General features: G+C 69.4%; 15 protein-coding genes. 3 read left to right on the top strand and 12 right to left on the bottom strand.

Annotation, left to right across the window (positions count from 1 at the left end):
• Positions 1–214 precede the first annotated feature (214 nt).
• The 3 genes from ACVW00_RS01435 (at position 215) to ACVW00_RS01425 (ending at position 2,223) form a co-directional block, all read left to right on the top strand.
• Positions 215–1,264, top strand: coding sequence for an alpha/beta fold hydrolase (locus tag ACVW00_RS01435; protein ID WP_457109123.1), 1,050 nt, complete (start codon positions 215–217; stop codon positions 1,262–1,264).
• Positions 1,265–1,377: 113 nt separating this feature from the next.
• Positions 1,378–1,731 carry a VOC family protein gene (locus tag ACVW00_RS01430; RefSeq protein WP_457109122.1) on the top strand — a complete coding sequence of 118 codons (354 nt, stop codon included), beginning with the start codon at positions 1,378–1,380 and terminating at the stop codon, positions 1,729–1,731.
• Between the two features lie 33 nt (positions 1,732–1,764).
• Positions 1,765–2,223 (top strand): SRPBCC family protein, encoded by a 459-nt coding sequence (locus ACVW00_RS01425; RefSeq protein WP_457109121.1) that lies wholly within the window; start codon positions 1,765–1,767, stop codon positions 2,221–2,223.
• A 13-nt stretch (positions 2,224–2,236) separates the two neighbouring features.
• On the opposite strand, the gene ACVW00_RS01420 is transcribed toward ACVW00_RS01425, so the two are convergent.
• The 12 genes from ACVW00_RS01420 to nuoE all read right to left on the bottom strand — a co-directional run bounded on the left by ACVW00_RS01420 (position 2,237) and on the right by nuoE (position 16,448).
• On the bottom strand, positions 2,237–2,647 hold the full coding sequence (locus tag ACVW00_RS01420) for a VOC family protein (protein ID WP_457109120.1): 411 nt from the start codon (positions 2,645–2,647) through the stop codon (positions 2,237–2,239).
• Entirely contained in the window at positions 2,647–3,576 is a 930-nt protein-coding gene (locus ACVW00_RS01415) for a polyprenyl synthetase family protein (RefSeq protein WP_457113062.1), read from the bottom strand. The genes ACVW00_RS01420 and ACVW00_RS01415 overlap by 1 nt, the downstream gene beginning before the upstream one ends.
• Before the next feature lie 59 nt (positions 3,577–3,635).
• Entirely contained in the window at positions 3,636–5,225 is a 1,590-nt protein-coding gene (gene nuoN, locus ACVW00_RS01410) for an NADH-quinone oxidoreductase subunit NuoN (RefSeq protein ID WP_457109119.1), read from the bottom strand.
• Positions 5,222–6,763 carry an NADH-quinone oxidoreductase subunit M gene (locus tag ACVW00_RS01405; protein WP_457109118.1) on the bottom strand — a complete coding sequence of 514 codons (1,542 nt, stop codon included), beginning with the start codon at positions 6,761–6,763 and terminating at the stop codon, positions 5,222–5,224. Before ACVW00_RS01405 ends, nuoN begins: the two co-directional genes overlap by 4 nt.
• Positions 6,760–8,694, bottom strand: a complete 1,935-nt coding sequence (gene nuoL / locus ACVW00_RS01400) for an NADH-quinone oxidoreductase subunit L (protein WP_457109117.1) — start codon at positions 8,692–8,694, stop codon at positions 6,760–6,762. The genes ACVW00_RS01405 and nuoL overlap by 4 nt, the downstream gene beginning before the upstream one ends.
• A gap of 285 nt (positions 8,695–8,979) precedes the next feature.
• Positions 8,980–9,279 carry an NADH-quinone oxidoreductase subunit NuoK gene (nuoK, locus tag ACVW00_RS01395; RefSeq protein WP_457109116.1) on the bottom strand — a complete coding sequence of 100 codons (300 nt, stop codon included), beginning with the start codon at positions 9,277–9,279 and terminating at the stop codon, positions 8,980–8,982.
• Positions 9,279–10,061: an NADH-quinone oxidoreductase subunit J gene (locus ACVW00_RS01390; protein ID WP_457109115.1), complete on the bottom strand. Its 783-nt coding sequence runs from the start codon at positions 10,059–10,061 to the stop codon at positions 9,279–9,281. The genes nuoK and ACVW00_RS01390 overlap by 1 nt, the downstream gene beginning before the upstream one ends.
• Positions 10,061–10,627, bottom strand: coding sequence for an NADH-quinone oxidoreductase subunit NuoI (gene nuoI, locus ACVW00_RS01385; RefSeq protein ID WP_457109114.1), 567 nt, complete (start codon positions 10,625–10,627; stop codon positions 10,061–10,063). The genes ACVW00_RS01390 and nuoI overlap by 1 nt, the downstream gene beginning before the upstream one ends.
• Complete coding sequence (gene nuoH / locus ACVW00_RS01380) at positions 10,627–11,892, bottom strand: NADH-quinone oxidoreductase subunit NuoH (RefSeq protein ID WP_457109113.1); 1,266 nt, start codon at positions 11,890–11,892, stop codon at positions 10,627–10,629. The genes nuoI and nuoH overlap by 1 nt, the downstream gene beginning before the upstream one ends.
• Positions 11,889–14,435, bottom strand: coding sequence for an NADH-quinone oxidoreductase subunit G (locus ACVW00_RS01375; protein WP_457109112.1), 2,547 nt, complete (start codon positions 14,433–14,435; stop codon positions 11,889–11,891). Before ACVW00_RS01375 ends, nuoH begins: the two co-directional genes overlap by 4 nt.
• Before the next feature lie 28 nt (positions 14,436–14,463).
• On the bottom strand, positions 14,464–15,774 hold the full coding sequence (nuoF, locus tag ACVW00_RS01370) for an NADH-quinone oxidoreductase subunit NuoF (protein WP_457109111.1): 1,311 nt from the start codon (positions 15,772–15,774) through the stop codon (positions 14,464–14,466).
• A complete protein-coding gene (nuoE, locus tag ACVW00_RS01365; RefSeq protein WP_457109110.1) occupies positions 15,771–16,448 on the bottom strand; it encodes an NADH-quinone oxidoreductase subunit NuoE in 678 nt (225 codons plus the stop codon). Before nuoE ends, nuoF begins: the two co-directional genes overlap by 4 nt.
• Between the last annotated feature and the right edge of the window lie 37 nt (positions 16,449–16,485).

Genomic DNA, 16,485 nt, shown 5'->3' with positions numbered 1-16,485 from the left:
CCTTCTCCTCCATGCAGTCGTCGTCGACCTCGTCACCGACCTGCCACGACAGCGTTCGGCCGAGCATGGTCGCTGACGCATGGGCCGATGGTCTGCAGAGCCGTGCTCGCACGGATGTGGTCGCGGCGTACGGCTGCCATGCTCGGTGCTTCCACCACATCCACCCGGTCGCCGTCCTCCTGTCAATACGTCGCGCCGGAGAAGGGGGCCCGTCATGGCACCGATCCTCTACCTCCGTCGGCGCAACCGTGCGCAGACCGGCACCCTGCCTGCCATCGGCGTGGTGGCCGAGTGGCTTGTCCGGAGAACATCCGGACACAGAAGGCGAGCTCTCGGCTGGATGGCGCCGGCCGCGGTCGCGTGCGCCTTGGCTCTGTCGTCGTGCGGCGCCGACGATCCGGAATCCGCCCCGCCGCCTCCCACCCCGTCGCCATCCGCGACCGAGACCCCGGTAGGTCCCGCTGTCGTCTTCGACGGAGCCGTGGACGTGACTCCTCGTCGCCAGGTGCAGGCACATTGCGTGGGTACCGGCTCGCCGACAGTTCTTCTCGAAGTGGGCGGATCGGGAGACATGTCGGACTGGCCATCGAGCTACGTCGACGCGCTGGGTGCCCACACGACCACCTGCCTCTACAGCCGCGCCGGCGGGCCGGGCAGCACGCCCGTCGCCCATGGCCAGACGCGAGCCCAGCTCGTGAGTGATGCCTACACGCTGCTCGACACCTTGCACCGGGACCACGGGGTGCAGGGTCCCTATGTGTTCGTGGGATGGTCGTTCGGTGGCTCCGTCGCGCTTGCGGAAGCGCTCGAGCATCCTGCCCGGACTGCAGGGATGGTGATCCTCGACTCGAACTTCCCGGCCGACTTCGTCCCTGCCTGCATCGCACAAGGCCATCCTGCAGCGGAGTGCCGGGCCACCTACGACGAGGACGAGGAGGCGAAGTCGATCGAGAAGGACATCGTCGCGAAGGTACACCCCCTGCCGGACATCCCCATCGCCGTCGTGACCGCGCTGCAGCAACCCGACTGCCGGCTGGCGGAAGGCGAGGACCATGTCAGTGCGGACATCGCCGGAACGGACGTGATCGCGCCGAACTGCGAGGCCCTCGGCATCGCGATCGCCGACAGGGACCGTGCCGACTGGGAACAGCTGGGGCCGCAGGTGACCCACACTCGGATCGATGCCGATCACGAGGGCCTCGTCTCCCAGGCGTTGGAGCAACTCACCGCGCTGGTGCTGGACATCGTCGATGCGGCTCGATGAGCGTCCGCTCGCAGCCTTGCTACTGGACCACCCTCAGGCTGCGTCCGCACCCGATGCGAAGCCCGTCCGAGCCCAGACTGGCCCGCGGGCCGGCGTACTGGCACTCTGGCGGCGTGGAGCGAGTGCTTGGGATCGGCGGCTACTTCCTGCGTGCGTCCGACCCAGGGGCACTGAGCTCGTGGTACCGCGACTGTCTCGGCCTGGACACCGACGAGCACGGCCTGTGGCAGCAGGCAGCCGGACCGACGGTGTTCGCGACGTTCGAGCCGGAGAGTGACTACCTCGGGTCACGCGCCCAGCAGACGATGATCAACTTCCGGGTGGGCGACCTCGACGCGATGCTGGCCCAGCTCCGCGCCAAGAGAGCCGATGTGGACGAGGAGACCCTGGAGTTGGAGGGTGTCGGTCGGTTCGGCTGGGTCACCGACCCGGAGGGCAACCGGATCGAGCTGTGGCAGCCCGCGTGACCTCGAATGCCGCGAGGGTGCTTCGATAGCGGCATGACAAGTGAGGACGACATCCCGCGCGTCGTCAGCGCCAGCCGCGTGATCGACGCAGCCGCCGGCGACATCTTCGAGCTGATCGCGGACCCTGCATTGCAGCCGGGCTGGGACGGCAACGACAACCTCGCCGAGGCGGCACCCGGGCAGCGGATCCACTCAGCCGGTCAAGCGTTCGTGATGACGACGACGACGGGGAAGGTCCGCGAGAACCACGTCGTGGAGTTCGAGGAGGGCCGCCGGATCGCCTGGCTTCCCGCCGGGCCCGGTGAGGAGCCGGCGGGCCACCTCTGGCGATGGGAGCTGGACCCTGTCGACGCGTCGCACACGCGGGTCACCCACACCTACGACTGGTCCGAGTTGACCGACGAGAAGCGCCTGCCCCGGGCGCGAGCGACCACGTCGGAGAAGCTCCAGGCTTCGGTCGACCGGCTCGCGACGCTCGCAGAAGGAGCCTGAGCGTCCGACTCCGTCAGGCGACGAAGATGCAGAAGGGGTGCCCGGCGGGGTCGGCGAAGACGTACAGCGGCTCCTCGGGATCGTCCGTCCGGTCGAGCAGCACCTCGGCGCCCAGCGACTCCGCTCGCTGACGCTGCCGCTCCAGGTCCTCGACGGTCGGGACGGTGAGGTCCAGGTGCAGCTGCATCGGTACGTCGTGCTGCGGCCAGGTCGTCCTCTCGAGCCGTTCGACCTGCTGGAACGCCAGCCGGCTGGCACCACCGTGATCGTCCAGCACGAGCCAGTCGGCGGTGTCAGGTCCGTCGGCGGGCGGCTCGTCACCGGGCCGGTACTGCAGGCCGAGCAGCTTGCGGTAGAACTCCGCGAGGCCGCGCACGTCGGTGGTGTCGAGCACCGTGTGCAGCAGCCGGGGGAAGTCAGCCATCAGCTCGACCGATCCGCCACGACGTCGGCGAAGGTCTCCAGGGCGGTCCGCACGGGGCCCTCGGGCAGGGCGGAGAGCAGGTGCTTGGCGTCGCTGGCCTCGGTGGCGACGTAGTCGCGGGCCGCCGCCATGGCCGGGTGGGCGCGCAGGAGGCCAAGAGCCTCGGCGTGCCGTGCGTCGTCGGTCAGGTCACCGTCGAGGAGCTCGAGGAGCCGCGCGTCCGCGGGATCCTGGGACTTTCGGGCGATCAGCACCGGCAGGGTCGGGACGCCCTCGCGCAGGTCCGTGCCCGGTGTCTTGCCGGACTCGTCGCTCTCCGAGGCGATGTCGAGGATGTCGTCGGAGAGCTGGAAGGCGACGCCCACCTTCTCGCCGTACGACGTGAGCGCGTCGACCACCTCCGCCGGCGCCCCGGCGAACATCGCGCCGTACCGTGCCGAGGTCGCGATCAGCGACCCGGTCTTGCCTGCCACCACCCGCAGGTAGTGGGCGAGGGCGTCGTCGTCCGGACCCGGCCCGAGCGTCTCGAGGATCTGCCCCTCGACGAGCCGGGTGAACGTGCGCGCCTGGATCCGCACCGCCTCGGGCCCCAGGGACGCGGTCAGCTCGGAGGACTTCGAGAACAGGAAGTCACCGGTGAGGATCGCGACGTGGTTGTCCCAGCGGGCGTTCGCCGACTCCGCACCGCGTCGCAGCGCGGCCTCGTCCATCACGTCGTCGTGGTACAGCGACGCGAGGTGGGTCAGCTCGACCACGCAGGCGGCGGTCAGGACGTCGTCGTTGCTGGCGTCACCGGTCTCGGCGGCCAGGAAGCACAGCAGCGGCCGGAAGCGCTTGCCGCCGGCCTCCATGAGGTGACGCGCCGCCTCGGTGACGAACGGCGCCTCGCTCTCGACGTGCTCGTGCAGCGCCTTCTCGACCTCGTCCATCCGGGCGCTCAGCCGTGCCTCGAGCTCGGCGTCGAGGATCGGCAGGGCGAGGGGCGAGCTCACCTGATGAATTCTGCAATACGCCCGAGCAGGTCGAGCAACGGGCCCGGTACGACGCCCAGCACCAGCGTCGCCGCCGCGCCGACCGCGATGACCGCACCGGTCAGCACGCTCGGAACCGCCACCGTCGGTCCGTCACCGACCGGGTCGGCGAAGAACATCACCACGATGACGCGGACGTAGAAGTAGGCAGCGACGGCCGACATCAGCACCGCGACGATCACGACGGGCCAGGCACCGGCGGACAGGGCCGATGCGAAGACCGCCCACTTGCCGGTGAAGCCGCTGGTCAGCGGGATACCGGCCATGCCCAGCAGCAGGAAGGCGAAGATGCCGGCGACGAGCGGCGACTCCTTGCCGAGCCCCGCCCAGCGTGCCAGGTGGGTGGCCTCACCGCCGGAGTCGCGCACGACGGTGACGATCGCGAACGCGGCCATGGTCATCAGGCCGTAGGTGGTGACGTAGAACAGCACCGCCTGCACGGGGTTGATGTCGCCGGCATGGATCTCGGTCAGTGACCGGGCGCCGAGGAAACCGGTGAGGATGAAGCCGGCGTGCGCCACCGAGGAGTAGGCAAGCAACCGCTTCACGTCGGTCTGGGTCAGCGCGAACACCGAGCCGACCACCATCGTGAGGATGGCGACGCCCCACATCAACGGCTGCCAGTCCCAGCGGGCGCCCCCGAAGGCGACGTAGAAGAGGCGCAGCAGCGCGCCGAACGCGGCGACCTTCGTCGCCGCGGCCATGAACCCGGTGACCGCCGTCGGAGCACCCTGGTAGACGTCCGGCGTCCACGCGTGGAACGGCGCGGCGCCGACCTTGAAGAGCAGGCCGACCGCCAGCAGGCCCATCCCACCGAGCAGCAGGATGCGGTCCCCACTCGAGTCGGAGACCGCCTGGGCGATCTTGTCGAACTGCATCGACCCGGCGTACCCGTAGGTGAGCGCGATGCCGTAGACGAAGAACCCCGAGCTGAACGCGCCGAGCATGAAGTACTTGAGCGCGGCCTCCTGGCTGAGCAGCCGGCGCCGCCGGGCGAGGCCGCAGAGCAGGTACAGCGGGAGCGAGAGCACCTCGAGCGCGACGAACAGCGTCAGCAGGTCGTTGGCGGCGGGGAACATCAGCATGCCGGAGACGGCGAACAGCAGCAGGGGGAAGACCTCGGTGTGCTCCAGGCCCTTCGCCGACGCCTCGCGCTCGGCCTCGGTGCCCGGCAGGGCCGCCGCCTGGCCGGCGAACGCGGTCACGCCGCCCTCGAGCTGGCGCTCGGCGAACAGCAGCACGCCGAGCAGGGCGAGCACCAGGATCAGCACCCACGAGAACAGCGTCGGGCCGTCGATCGCGAGCGCGCCCTCCGCGGCGATGAAGCCCGGCTTGGGGTGGTCCGCGCCGGGGTGGATCTTGGCCAGCACGATGACGGTGCGCGCGAGCGCGATCACGATCCCGATCGCCGCGAGCCAGGCCTGGACCAGGTAGCGACGGCCACGCGGCACGAAGGCCTCGACGAGTACGCCGACCACGGCGACGCCCAGCACGACCAGGATCGGCGAGATCAGGCCGTACTCGATGTGCGGAGCGGTGAACTTCACTCGTGGGCCCCTTCCGGAGTCTTGTCGGCGACCGTCGGCGCCGGGTCGTGCCTGTCCACCTGGCTCATCGTGTGGTCGACCGACGGGTTGATCACCGAGAGCAGCGGCTTCGGGAAGAACCCGAGCACGAGGATCAGCAGCAGCACGGGCGCCAGCGCGACGCGCTCGCGCAGGCCGAGGTCGCGCATGCCGACGACCTCCGCGCGCGTCGGGCCGGTCATCGTGCGCTGGTACATCAGCAGGATGTAGATCGCGGCCAGCACGATGCCGCTCACCGCGAAGGCGGCTGCCACCTCGCTGTGCGAGAACGCACCGACGATCACCAGGAACTCCGAGACGAACGGCGAAAGGCCCGGCAGCGACAGCGACGAGAGACCGGCGACCAGGAAGAAGCCGGCGAGCACGGGAGCGACCCTCTCGACGCCGCCGAAGTCGCTGATCAGCGCAGAGCCGCGCCGCGAGATCAGGAAGCCCGTGACCAGGAACAGCGCCGCGGTCGAGAGCCCGTGGTTGAACATGTAGAGGTTCGCGCCCGACAGCCCCTGACTGTTCATGACGAAGATGCCCAGCACGATGAAGCCGAAGTGGGAGATGCTCGTGTAGCCGATCAGGCGCGGGATGTTGTCCGACCCGATCGCCATCAGGGCGCCGTAGACGATGCTGATCACCGCCAGCGTCACGACGACCGGAGTGGCCCACCGCGACGCCTCCGGGAACAGCTCGAGGCAGAACCGGATCATCCCGAAGGTGCCGATCTTGTCGAGCACGCTGACCAGCAGCACCGAGGTGCCGGGAGTGGCGTTCTCGGTCGTGTCGGGCAGCCAGGTGTGCACCGGGAACATCGGCGCCTTGACCGCGAAGGCGACGAAGAACCCGACGAACAGCCAGCGCCCGACGTCGGTGCCGAAGTCGATCTTCGCCAGCTCCGAGACCAGGTACGTCGCGCCGCCGGAGGTCTTGGCGGACTCCACGTAGAGGCCGACCACCGACGCCAGCATGATCAGGCCGCCGGCGAGCGAGTACAGCAGGAACTTCACCGCGGCGCGCGCGCGACCCGGGCCGCCGTACCCGCCGACGAGGAAGTACACCGGGATCAGCGTCGCCTCGAAGAAGACGTAGAACAGGAACACGTCGGTCGCTGCGAACACGCCGACCGCGAGGCCCTCCATCGCCAGGATCCAGGCGAAGAACGCGTTCGGCGACCAGCGACCAACGTCGCCGTCGTTCCACGACGCCAGCAGCACGACCGGCGTCAGGATCACGGTCAGCAGCACCAGCGTGAGGCCGATGCCGTCGACGCCGAGCGCGTAGTGCGCGCCGAACGACTTGATCCACTCGTGCTGCTCGGTGAACTGCATCCCGCCGTCGGTCTTGTAGGCCGTGGCCATCACCAGGGACAGCACCAGCGTGAGCACCGAGACGCCCAGCGCGATCTGCTTGGGTGCGGCGGCGTTCGCCCGCCGCGGCAGGGCCTGTACGACGATCGCGCCGAGGATCGGGACGCCGATCAGGAGGCTCAGCCAGGGAAAGTCCGTCATGAGAAGTTCACCGCCAGCAGGGCCAGGAGGACGAGCGCGGCACCGGTGAGCAGGGCGAGCGCGTAGGAGCGGACGAAGCCGTTCTGGGCCAGCCGGAACCGGTTGGAGACGCCGCCGAACGCGGCCGCGGTCCCCTCGGCGATGCCGTCGACGAAGGAGCCGTCGAAGATCGCGAGCCCCCGGATGCCGGTCCAGCCGGGCTTGACGATCACCTCTTCGTTGAACGCATCGCCGTAGAGCTCGGCGCGCGCGGCACGGGTGAAGACCGACACCTGTGTCGGCGCCTCTCGCGGAACCGGCCGCTGGCCGACGAACACCCACGCGATCGCGACGCCGGCCAGGACGACGGCGAGGGTGATCAGGCTCATCACGATCCCGTTGACGGGGAGGGACTCCTCCGGCCGGTCACCGACCACCGGGGTCAGCCAGTCGATGATCCAGCTGTTGAGCAGGAGCGCGCCACCGACGGCCGACAGCGCCGCCAGTGCGATCAGCGGGATGGTCATCACGCGCGGCGACTCGTGCGGGTGCACGTCGGGCTCCCAGCGCTTCTCGGTGAAGAAGGTCAGCAGCATCAGCCGGGTCATGTAGAACGCCGTGATGCCGGCGCCCACGAGCGCACACAGCCCGACGAGGAAGTTGTCGGCGAACGCCGACTCGATGATCTTGTCCTTCGACCAGAACCCCGCGAACGGCGGCACCCCGATGATCGCGAGGTAGCCGAGCGCGAAGGTCGCGAAGGTCACCGGCATCGCCTTCTGCAGGGCGCCGTAGTGCCGCATGTTCACGTCGTCGTTCGTCCCGTGCATCACCGAGCCGGCGCCGAGGAACATGTTGGCCTTGAACGCCCCGTGGGTGAGCAGGTGGAAGATCGCCAGGGCGTAGCCGACCGGACCGAGCCCCGCGGCGAGCACCATGTAGCCGATCTGGCTCATCGTCGACCCGGCCAGCGCCTTCTTGATGTCGTCCTTGGCGCACCCGATGATCGCGCCGAGCAGCAGCGTGATGCAGCCGATGATCACCACGCCGGTGCGCGCGTCCTCGGTGAGGCTGAAGATGAAGTTCGACCGGACGATCAGGTAGACGCCCGCGGTCACCATGGTTGCCGCGTGGATCAGCGCCGACACGGGGGTCGGACCCTCCATCGCGTCGAGCAGCCAGGTCTGCAGCGGGAACTGTGCGGACTTGCCGCAGGCGGCCAGGAGCAGCAGCAGCCCGATGGCCGTCAGCACGCCGTCGCCCGCGCGATCGGAGTTGGCCGAGACGACGGCGAACGACGTGGACCCGAAGGTCACGAAGATCAGCGCGCTGCCCAGGGACAGCCCGATGTCGCCGACCCGGTTGATCACGAAGGCCTTCTTCGCAGCGGCCGCGGCGGTCGGCTTGTGCTGCCAGAACCCGATCAGCAGGTACGACGCCAGGCCCACGCCCTCCCAGCCGAGGAAGACGCCGACGAAGTCGCCCGCGAGCACGAGGCCGAGCATCGAGGCCACGAAGAGGTTGAGATAGCCGAAGAACCGCCGCCGCCGGTCGTCGTGCTCCATGTAGCCCACCGAGTACAGGTGGATGATCCCGCCGACGCCGGTGATCAGCAGCAGGAAGACCGCGGAGAGCTGGTCGTAGAGCAGGTCGAAGCTCACGGTGTACTTGCCGGCGGTGAACCAGGTCCACAGGTGCTGGCTGACCTGCCGGTCGCCGCTGTCGCGACCGACCAGCCCGAAGAACATCACCAGGCTGAGCAGGAACGAGCCGGCGACGGTGCCGACGCCGAGCCAGTGGCCCCACCGGTCGGTGCGGCTCCCGCCGAGGAGCAGCACGGCCGCGCCGAGGGCCGGCAGTGCGATCACCAGCCAGAGGAGCGAGAAGACCCCGTTGGCCGAGGCCGCGTCGACCACCGGTGCAGCGGCGTGCAGGAGAGTTGCGGGTGCCATGGCTGTCGTCGTCGTCCCCTCAGTACTTCAGCAGGCTGGCGTCGTCGACCGAGGCCGAGCGACGCGTGCGGAAGATGGTCAATCTGGCTCTGTGCGAGGCCGACGACTCGCGAGTCTGAAGACAACAGCAGGTGTAGGTCATTGCGTTCCCCTCAGTACTTCAGCAGGCTGGCGTCGTCGACCGAGGCCGAGCGACGCGTGCGGAAGATGGTCAATCTGGCTCTGTGCGAGGCCGACGACTCGCGAGTCTGAAGACAACAGCAGGTGTAGGTCATTGCGTTCCCCTCAGTACTTCAGCAGGCTGGCGTCGTCGACCGAGGCCGAGCGACGCGTGCGGAAGATGGTCATGATGATCGCCAGACCGACGACCACCTCGGCGGCAGCCACGACCATCACGAAGAACGCGGCGACCTGGCCCTCGAGGTTGCCGTTGCCACGCGAGAAGGTCACCAGCGCGAGGTTGCTGGCATTGAGCATCAGCTCGACGCTCATGAACACCACGATCGCGTTGCGGCGGGTGAGCACCCCCACGCAGCCGATCGTGAACAGGATCGCGCTGAGCACGATGAACGGTGTGACTGACATCAGCCCTGGCCCTCCGTGTGCGCGGCACCCGTGCGGGAGGAGTCCTCGCCGGTCAGCGCCTTGATGTCCTCGGAGATCTCCGGCGCGGACTTCACCGTGCCGCGGGCGGCGAGCACCCGGGAGATGGAGCCCGGGGCGGCCGTGCCGTCCGGGAGCAGCGCCGGTGTGTCCACCGCGTTGTGCCGGGCGAAGACGCCGGGCGACGGCAGCGGACCGGGGTGCTTGCCGGTCGCGGCGTAGTCGCGCATCCGCTGCGCGGCCAGCATCGCCTGGGTCGGCTTCGGGGTCAGCCTCTCGCGGTGGGCGAGGACCATCGCACCGAGCGCCGCGGTGATCAGCAGCGCCGAGGTCACCTCGAAGGCGAAGACGTAGCGGGTGAACAGGATCTTCGCGACCGCCGGCACGTTGCCGCCGTCGTTGGCGCTGTCGAGCCCCACCACGCTGCCGAACGACACCTGCGCCACACCGAGCACCAGCGTGGCGCCGAAGCCGAGGCCGATCAGGATCGAGGCGATCCGGTGTCCCCGGATGGTCTCGACGATCGAGTCGGACGCGTCGACGCCGACGAGCATCAGCACGAAGAGGAACAGCATCAGGATCGCGCCGGTGTAGACGATGATCTGCACGGCGAACAGGAACGGCGCGTCCTGCACGGCGTACAGGATCGCCAGCGAGATCATCACGACCGCGAGGCCGAGCGCCGCGTGCACCGCCTTGCGGGCGAACAGCAGCCCCAGCGCCGCGACCACCGAGATCGGCGCGAGGATCCAGAACGCGACCATCAGTCGACCTCCGCCTGGTCCTCGGCACGGGCGCGCAGGTTGCCGCGGTAGTAGTCGCCCTCGTCGTCGCCCAGGCGCATCGGGTGCGGAGGCTGCTCCATGCCGGGCAGCAGCGGCGCGAGCAGGTCGGACTTCTCGTAGATCAGCTTCTCGCGGGTGTTGTCCGCGAGCTCGTACTCGTTGGTCATGGTGAGCGCCCGGGTCGGGCAGGCCTCGATGCACAGGCCGCACAGGATGCAGCGCAGGTAGTTGATCTGGTACACGCGGCCGTAGCGCTCGCCGGGGCTGAACCGCTCGTCGTCGGTGTTGGAGTCGCCCTCGACGTAGATCGCGTCGGCCGGGCAGGCCCAGGCGCACAGCTCGCAGCCGATGCACTTCTCCAGCCCGTCGGGCCAGCGGTTGAGCTGGTGGCGGCCGTGGAAGCGCGGCGCGGTCGGCTGCTTCTCGAACGGGTACTGCTCCGTGACCACCTTGCGGAACATCGTCCGGAAGGTCACCCCGAAGCCCGCCACCGGGTCCCAGGTCTGCTCGCGCAGCGCGGTCAACCGGTCCTTGAATGCCGACATCAGCGCTCTCCCTCTCGAGCCCCGGGCATGGGCGGCACCGGGTAGCCGCCGGCGAAGGCGTCGAAGACCGCCTTCTCCTCGACGGCGTCCGCGTCGGACTGCTGCTTCTCCTCGACGAAGAACAGCACCACGATCAACGCCAGGCACACCGCGATGGCGACGTAGAGCCACTGCCGGTCGAAGCCGCCGTTGAGGTCGATCGTGCGGATCGCGGCGACGGCCATCGTCCAGAGCAGCGAGAACGGGATCAGCCGCTTCCACCCGAAGTGCATGAACTGGTCGTAGCGCAGCCGGGGCAGGGTGCCGCGCAACCAGATGAAGATGAAGATGAAGAACATGACCTTGCCCATGAACCACAGGAAGGGCCAGTAGCCGCTGTTCGCGCCGTCCCAGATCACGTTGAGCGGCCAGGGTGCGTGCCAGCCACCGAGGAACAGCGTGGTGGCCAGCGCCGAGACCGTCGCCATGTTGATGTACTCGGCGAGGAAGAACAGCGCGAACTTGAGCGAGGAGTACTCGGTGTGGAACCCGCCGACGAGCTCGCCCTCTGCCTCGGGCAGGTCGAACGGCGCCCGGTTGGTCTCACCGATCATCGAGATCACGTAGATCACGAACGACGGCGCGAGGATCAGGCCGTACCAGAGCTTGTCCTGGGCGTGGACGATCTGCGAGGTGGACATCGAGCCGGCGTACAGGAAGACCGCGACGAACGCGAGCCCCATCGAGACCTCGTAGGAGATCATCTGGGCGCTGGAGCGCAGCCCGCCGAGCAGCGAGTACGTCGATCCCGACGACCAGCCGCCGAGCACGATGCCGTAGATGCCGATCGAGGCGATCGCCAGCACGAACACCACGGCCACCGGCATGTCGGTCAGCTGCAGCGGCGTGTGCCGCTCGCTCCACGGCAGCTCGACAGTGGGGCCGAACGGGATCACCGAGAAGGTCAGGAACGCCGGGATGGTGGCGAGCACCGGCGCCAGCAGGAAGACGAACTTGTCGGCCGCCTTCGGGACGATGTCCTCCTTCAGTGCCAGCTTCACGCCGTCGGCCAGCGACTGGAGCAGTCCGAACGGGCCGTGCACGTTCGGGCCGATGCGGTGCTGCATCCGGGCGACGACGCGGCGCTCCGCCCAGATGTTGAACAGGGTCAGCAGCACCAGGATCAGGAAGATCAGCACCGCCTTGACGATGACCAGCCACAACGGGTCGTGACCGAAGTCGCCGAGGCCGGGGTTGGTGTCCAGGGACACGAACAGGTCGGTCACTTGGTGCCTCCTTCCACTGCGCCGTTCGCGGCACCGCTGAGCGGCGTCACCGTCACGGTGCTGCCGGCCGGCCCGACCAGGTGGCGCACGGACGCGCCGGGCGCGCTCGCCGGGGCCCAGACGGCGCCCTGGACCACGTCGCCCACGCGCACCGGCAGGTGGATGCTGCCGAGCGGACCGGTGAGCGCGACCAGGTCACCCTCCGCGACGCCGAGCGTCGCGAAGGTGGCCTCGTTGACCAGGACCACCGGCCGCCGTGCGGTCGCGCGGTAGTGGTCGTCGCCGTCCTGCATCCGGCCGTCGTCGATCAGCTGCTTCCAGGAGGAGAGGACGAGCCCGGAAGCCGGGCCGCGAGCCTGCGAGCGGTCGGCGTCCGGGCTCGCCTCGCCGGACTGCGAACCCTGAGCCTGCGAAGGGGTCGCGACGCCTTGGACTCGTGGGCCCTCCCACGGCCCCAGCTGCTGCATCTCCGCGGCCGCCTGCTCGGGGCTGCGGATCCCGATCGGGCGGCCCCTCTCCTCGGCGATGCCGGCCAGCACGCGCACGTCGGGCAGCGACGTCGGGCTCTCGAGCACCTGGCCGAACGCTCGGACCCGGCCCTCCCAGTTCACGAAGGAGCCGGACTTGTCGGTGGTCGGGGCGACCGGGAAGACCACATCGGCGAGCTCGGTGAGCTCCGAGGACCGCACCTCGAGCGCGATCACGAAGGCCTTGCGGAGCCGCTTGCGGAGCTTCGCGGCCCCTTCCCCGTGAAGCTGTTGGATGTCGGCCGGGTCGACGCCGCCGACGACCAGCGCCTCGAGGTCGCCCTCCACGAGCGCCTCCAGGATGCCCTGGGTGCTGAGTCCTTCGTCCTCGGGCAGCTTCTCCACGCCCCAGGCAGCGCCGAGGTCGACGCGCGCCGAGGCGTCGGAGACCGGACGTCCGCCCGCGAAGAGGTTGGGCAGGCAGCCGGTCTCGACCGCGCCGCGATCACCCGCGCGCCGGGGCACCCAGGCGAGCCGGGCACCGGTCGTCCGGGCGAGCTCGACCGCCGCGGTCAGCGCGCCCGGCACGGTGGCGAGCCGCTCGCCGACGAGGAGGATCCCGCCGCCGTCGAGCGCCACGTCGCCGTTCTCCGCGAGCGCCGTGAGCGCCGTCGCCTCCTGGCCGGGCACGGTTGGCAGCAGCGTGCCGCCCATCTTGCGCAGGCCGCGGGAGGTGTACGCGCCGATCGAGAAGACCCGGGTGCCGCGCTGGCGGTTGGCCTTGCGCAGCCGCAGGAAGATCGCGCCGGCCTCGTCCTCGGGCTCCAGGCCGGCGAGCACCACGGTGCGGGCCGACTCGAGCTCGGCGTACGTGACGCCGCCGTTGCCCGGTCCGGTGAGCGCTACCGTCGAGGCGAGGAATGCCGCCTCCTCGTCCCCGTGATCGGCACCGAGCGGACGGGCCCGGAAGTCGATGTTGTTGGTGCGGCAGGTGACGCGGGCGAACTTGCTCCACGCGTAGGCGTCCTCGGCAGTGAGCCGTCCACCCGGCAGCAGGCCGACGTTGCGCTTGGCCGCCTTCAGGCCGCGCGCGGCGACCGCGAACGCCTCGGGCCACGACGCGATCCGCAGCTCGCCCCGGCTGCCGTCAGCGTCGACGTCACGGACCATCGGCCGGTCGATGCGGTCGGCCTGACGCGCCCAGAGGAACCCGAAGCGGTCCTTGTCGGTGATCCACTCCTCGTTGACCTCGGGGTCGTTGCCGGAGAGCCGGCGCACGACCTTGCCGCGCCGGTGGTCGATCCGGATCGCCGAGCCGCAGGCGTCGTGCTCGGCCACGGACGGCGTCGAGACCAGGTCGAACGGCCGCGCCCGGAACCGGTACGCCGCGGAGGTCAGTGCGCCGACCGGGCAGATCTGGATCGTGTTGCCCGAGAAGTAGGACTCGAACGGCTCGCGCTCGTAGATGCCCACCTGCTGCAGCGCACCGCGCTCGAGGAGCTCGATGAACGGGTCGCCGGCGATCTGCTCGGAGAACCGGGTGCAGCGGGCGCACAGCACGCAGCGCTCACGATCGAGGAGCACCTGGGCGGAGATGTTGATCGGCTTGGGGTAGACCCGCTTCATCTCGACGAAGCGCGACTCACCGCGACCGTTGCTGATCGCCTGGTTCTGCAGCGGGCACTCGGCGCCCTTGTCGCAGACCGGGCAGTCCAGCGGGTGGTTGATCAGCAGGAACTCCATGATCCCCTGCTGGGCCTTGTCGGCGACGGCGCTGGTGGTCTGGGTGTTGACCACCATGCCCTCGGCGACCGGCAAGGTGCACGATGCCTGCGGCTTGGGGAAGCCGCGCCCGTTGCCGGCGTCGGGGATGTCGACCAGGCACTGCCGACAGGCACCGACCGGGTCGAGCAGCGGGTGGTCGCAGAACCGGGGGATCTGCACGCCGACCTGCTCGGCGGCCCGGATCACCAGGGTGTCCTTGGGGACGCTGACCTCGATGCCGTCGATGGTCAGCGTGACCAGGTCGGACTTCTCGACGGCGCTTCCGACGCCGCCTCCGGCCGTGAGGGTCATGCGGATGCTCCTTCGGCGGCGCTGTGCTTCACTGGTTTGCTCCTACGGTCGCAAACGCGGTGCTGGCCATCGGGTCGAACGGGCAGCCGCCGTGCTCGAGGTGGGCGAGGTAGTCGGCCCGGAAGTACTTGATGGAGGACGTGATCGGGCTGGTCGCGCCGTCACCCAGCGCACAGAACGCGCGCCCCAGGATGTTGTCGCACTGGTCGATCAGCAGGTCGAGATCCGCCTCGGACCCCTGGCCCTTCTCGAGCCGGGCGAGCGTCTGGGTCAGCCACCAGGTGCCTTCGCGGCACGGGGTGCACTTCCCGCACGACTCGTGCTTGTAGAACTCCGTCCAGCGCAGCACCGCGCGGACCACGCAGGTGGTCTCGTCGAAGATCTGCAGCGCCCGGGTGCCGAGCATGGAGCCCGCCTCGCCGACCGCCTCGAAGTCCAGCGGCACGTCGAGGTGCTCGGAGTTCAGCAGCGGCGTGCTCGAGCCACCCGGTGTCCAGAACTTGAGCTGGTGCCCGTTGCGCATGCCGCCCGCCAGATCGATCAGCTGGCGGAGCGTGATGCCCAGCGGCGCTTCGTACTGGCCGGGCTTGTTGACGTGGCCGGACAGGGAGAAGATCCCGAAGCCCTTGGACTTCTCGGTGCCCATCGAGGAGAACCAGTCGGCGCCGTTGGCGATGATGCTCGGCACCGACGCGATCGACTCGACGTTGTTGATCACCGTCGGGCTGGCGTAGAGGCCGGCGACCGCCGGGAACGGCGGCCGCAGCCGTGGTTGGCCGCGCCTGCCCTCGAGCGAGTCGAGCAGCGCGGTCTCCTCGCCGCAGATGTACGCACCGGCTCCGGCGTGCACGACCAGCTCGAGGTCGTAGCCGGAGCCGTGGATGTCGGTGCCGAGGTGCCCGGCCAGGTAGGCCTCCTGCACGGCGCGCTGCAACCGGCGTACGACGTGGAGGACCTCCCCGCGCACGTAGATGAACGCCCGGTTGGCCCGGATCGCGTACGAGCTGATGATCACGCCCTCGACCAGCGTGTGCGGGCTGGCCATCATCAGCGGGATGTCCTTGCAGGTCCCCGGCTCGGACTCGTCGGCGTTGACCACGAGGTACTTCGGGTTGGGGTTGTCCTGGGGGATGAACGACCACTTCATGCCGGTCGGGAAGCCCGCGCCGCCACGGCCGCGCAGGCCGGAGTCCTTGACCGCGGCGATGACGTCGTCCTGGCTCATCGCCAGCGCCTTGCGGAGCCCGGCGTAGCCACCGGCCGACTCGTACGACGCGAGCGTCCAGGCGCGATCCGCGTCCCAGTTGTCGGTGAGGACCGGGGTCAGTACGTCGGTCACTGGTCCGCCTCCGCGCCGGGGGTGCCCGAGCCGCTCGGGACCGGCGCCTTCCAGCCGTTCTGCCGGGCGATCTCGAGGCCGACCAGCGAGGCCGGTCCGGCCGCAGGGCCCTCGTCGGCGAGGTCGTCGGGGAAGCCTGCGAGCACGCGCTCGGCCTCGCGCCAGGTGACGATCCGGGGCCCGCGCGTGGAGCGGACCTCGTTGCCCTCGCGCAGGTCGTCGACGAGCTGGACGGCCGACTCCGGGGTCTGGTTGTCCATGAACTCCCAGTTGACCATCACCACCGGGGCGTAGTCGCAGGCAGCGTTGCACTCGACGTGCTCGAGCGTGATCTTGCCGTCGTCGGTGGTCTCGTCGTTGCCGACGTCGAGGTGGTCCTTCAACCGCTCGAAGATCAGGTCGCCGCCCATGATCGCGCACAGCGTGTTGGTGCAGACCCCGACGTGGTAGTCACCGACAGGCCGGCGCTTGTACATCGTGTAGAAGGTCGCGACCCCGCTGACCTCGGCGGCGGAGATCCCCAGGATCTCCGCGCAGGTCTCGATGCCGTCGGGCGTGATCTGGCCCTCGACGCTCTGCACCAGGTGCAGCATCGGCAGCAGGCCGGAGCGCTTCTGCGGGTAGCGCGCCGCGATCTCCTCGAGCTCAACAACAGTCTCTCGTGGCAGAGGCAACTAGACCACAGCCCTTTCGCAACCATGAACCGGAACC

Source organism: Marmoricola sp. URHA0025 HA25 (assembly GCF_054059435.1).
The sequence above is the reverse complement of the archived record's forward strand: the minus strand, read 5'-3'. Positions and strand labels throughout refer to the sequence as shown.

Coding starts and splice junctions, on each gene's coding strand:
- ACVW00_RS01435 (WP_457109123.1), top strand. CDS start 215: ATGGCACCGATCCTCTACCTCCGTCGGCGCAACCGTGCGCAGACCGGC.
- ACVW00_RS01425 (WP_457109121.1), top strand. CDS start 1,765: ATGACAAGTGAGGACGACATCCCGCGCGTCGTCAGCGCCAGCCGCGTG.
- ACVW00_RS01420 (WP_457109120.1), bottom strand. CDS start 2,647: ATGGCTGACTTCCCCCGGCTGCTGCACACGGTGCTCGACACCACCGAC.
- ACVW00_RS01415 (WP_457113062.1), bottom strand. CDS start 3,576: ATGGACGAGGTCGAGAAGGCGCTGCACGAGCACGTCGAGAGCGAGGCG.
- ACVW00_RS01405 (WP_457109118.1), bottom strand. CDS start 6,763: ATGACGGACTTTCCCTGGCTGAGCCTCCTGATCGGCGTCCCGATCCTC.
- nuoL (WP_457109117.1), bottom strand. CDS start 8,694: ATGGCACCCGCAACTCTCCTGCACGCCGCTGCACCGGTGGTCGACGCG.
- nuoK (WP_457109116.1), bottom strand. CDS start 9,279: ATGTCAGTCACACCGTTCATCGTGCTCAGCGCGATCCTGTTCACGATC.
- ACVW00_RS01390 (WP_457109115.1), bottom strand. CDS start 10,061: ATGGTCGCGTTCTGGATCCTCGCGCCGATCTCGGTGGTCGCGGCGCTG.
- nuoI (WP_457109114.1), bottom strand. CDS start 10,627: ATGTCGGCATTCAAGGACCGGTTGACCGCGCTGCGCGAGCAGACCTGG.
- ACVW00_RS01375 (WP_457109112.1), bottom strand. CDS start 14,435: ATGACCCTCACGGCCGGAGGCGGCGTCGGAAGCGCCGTCGAGAAGTCC.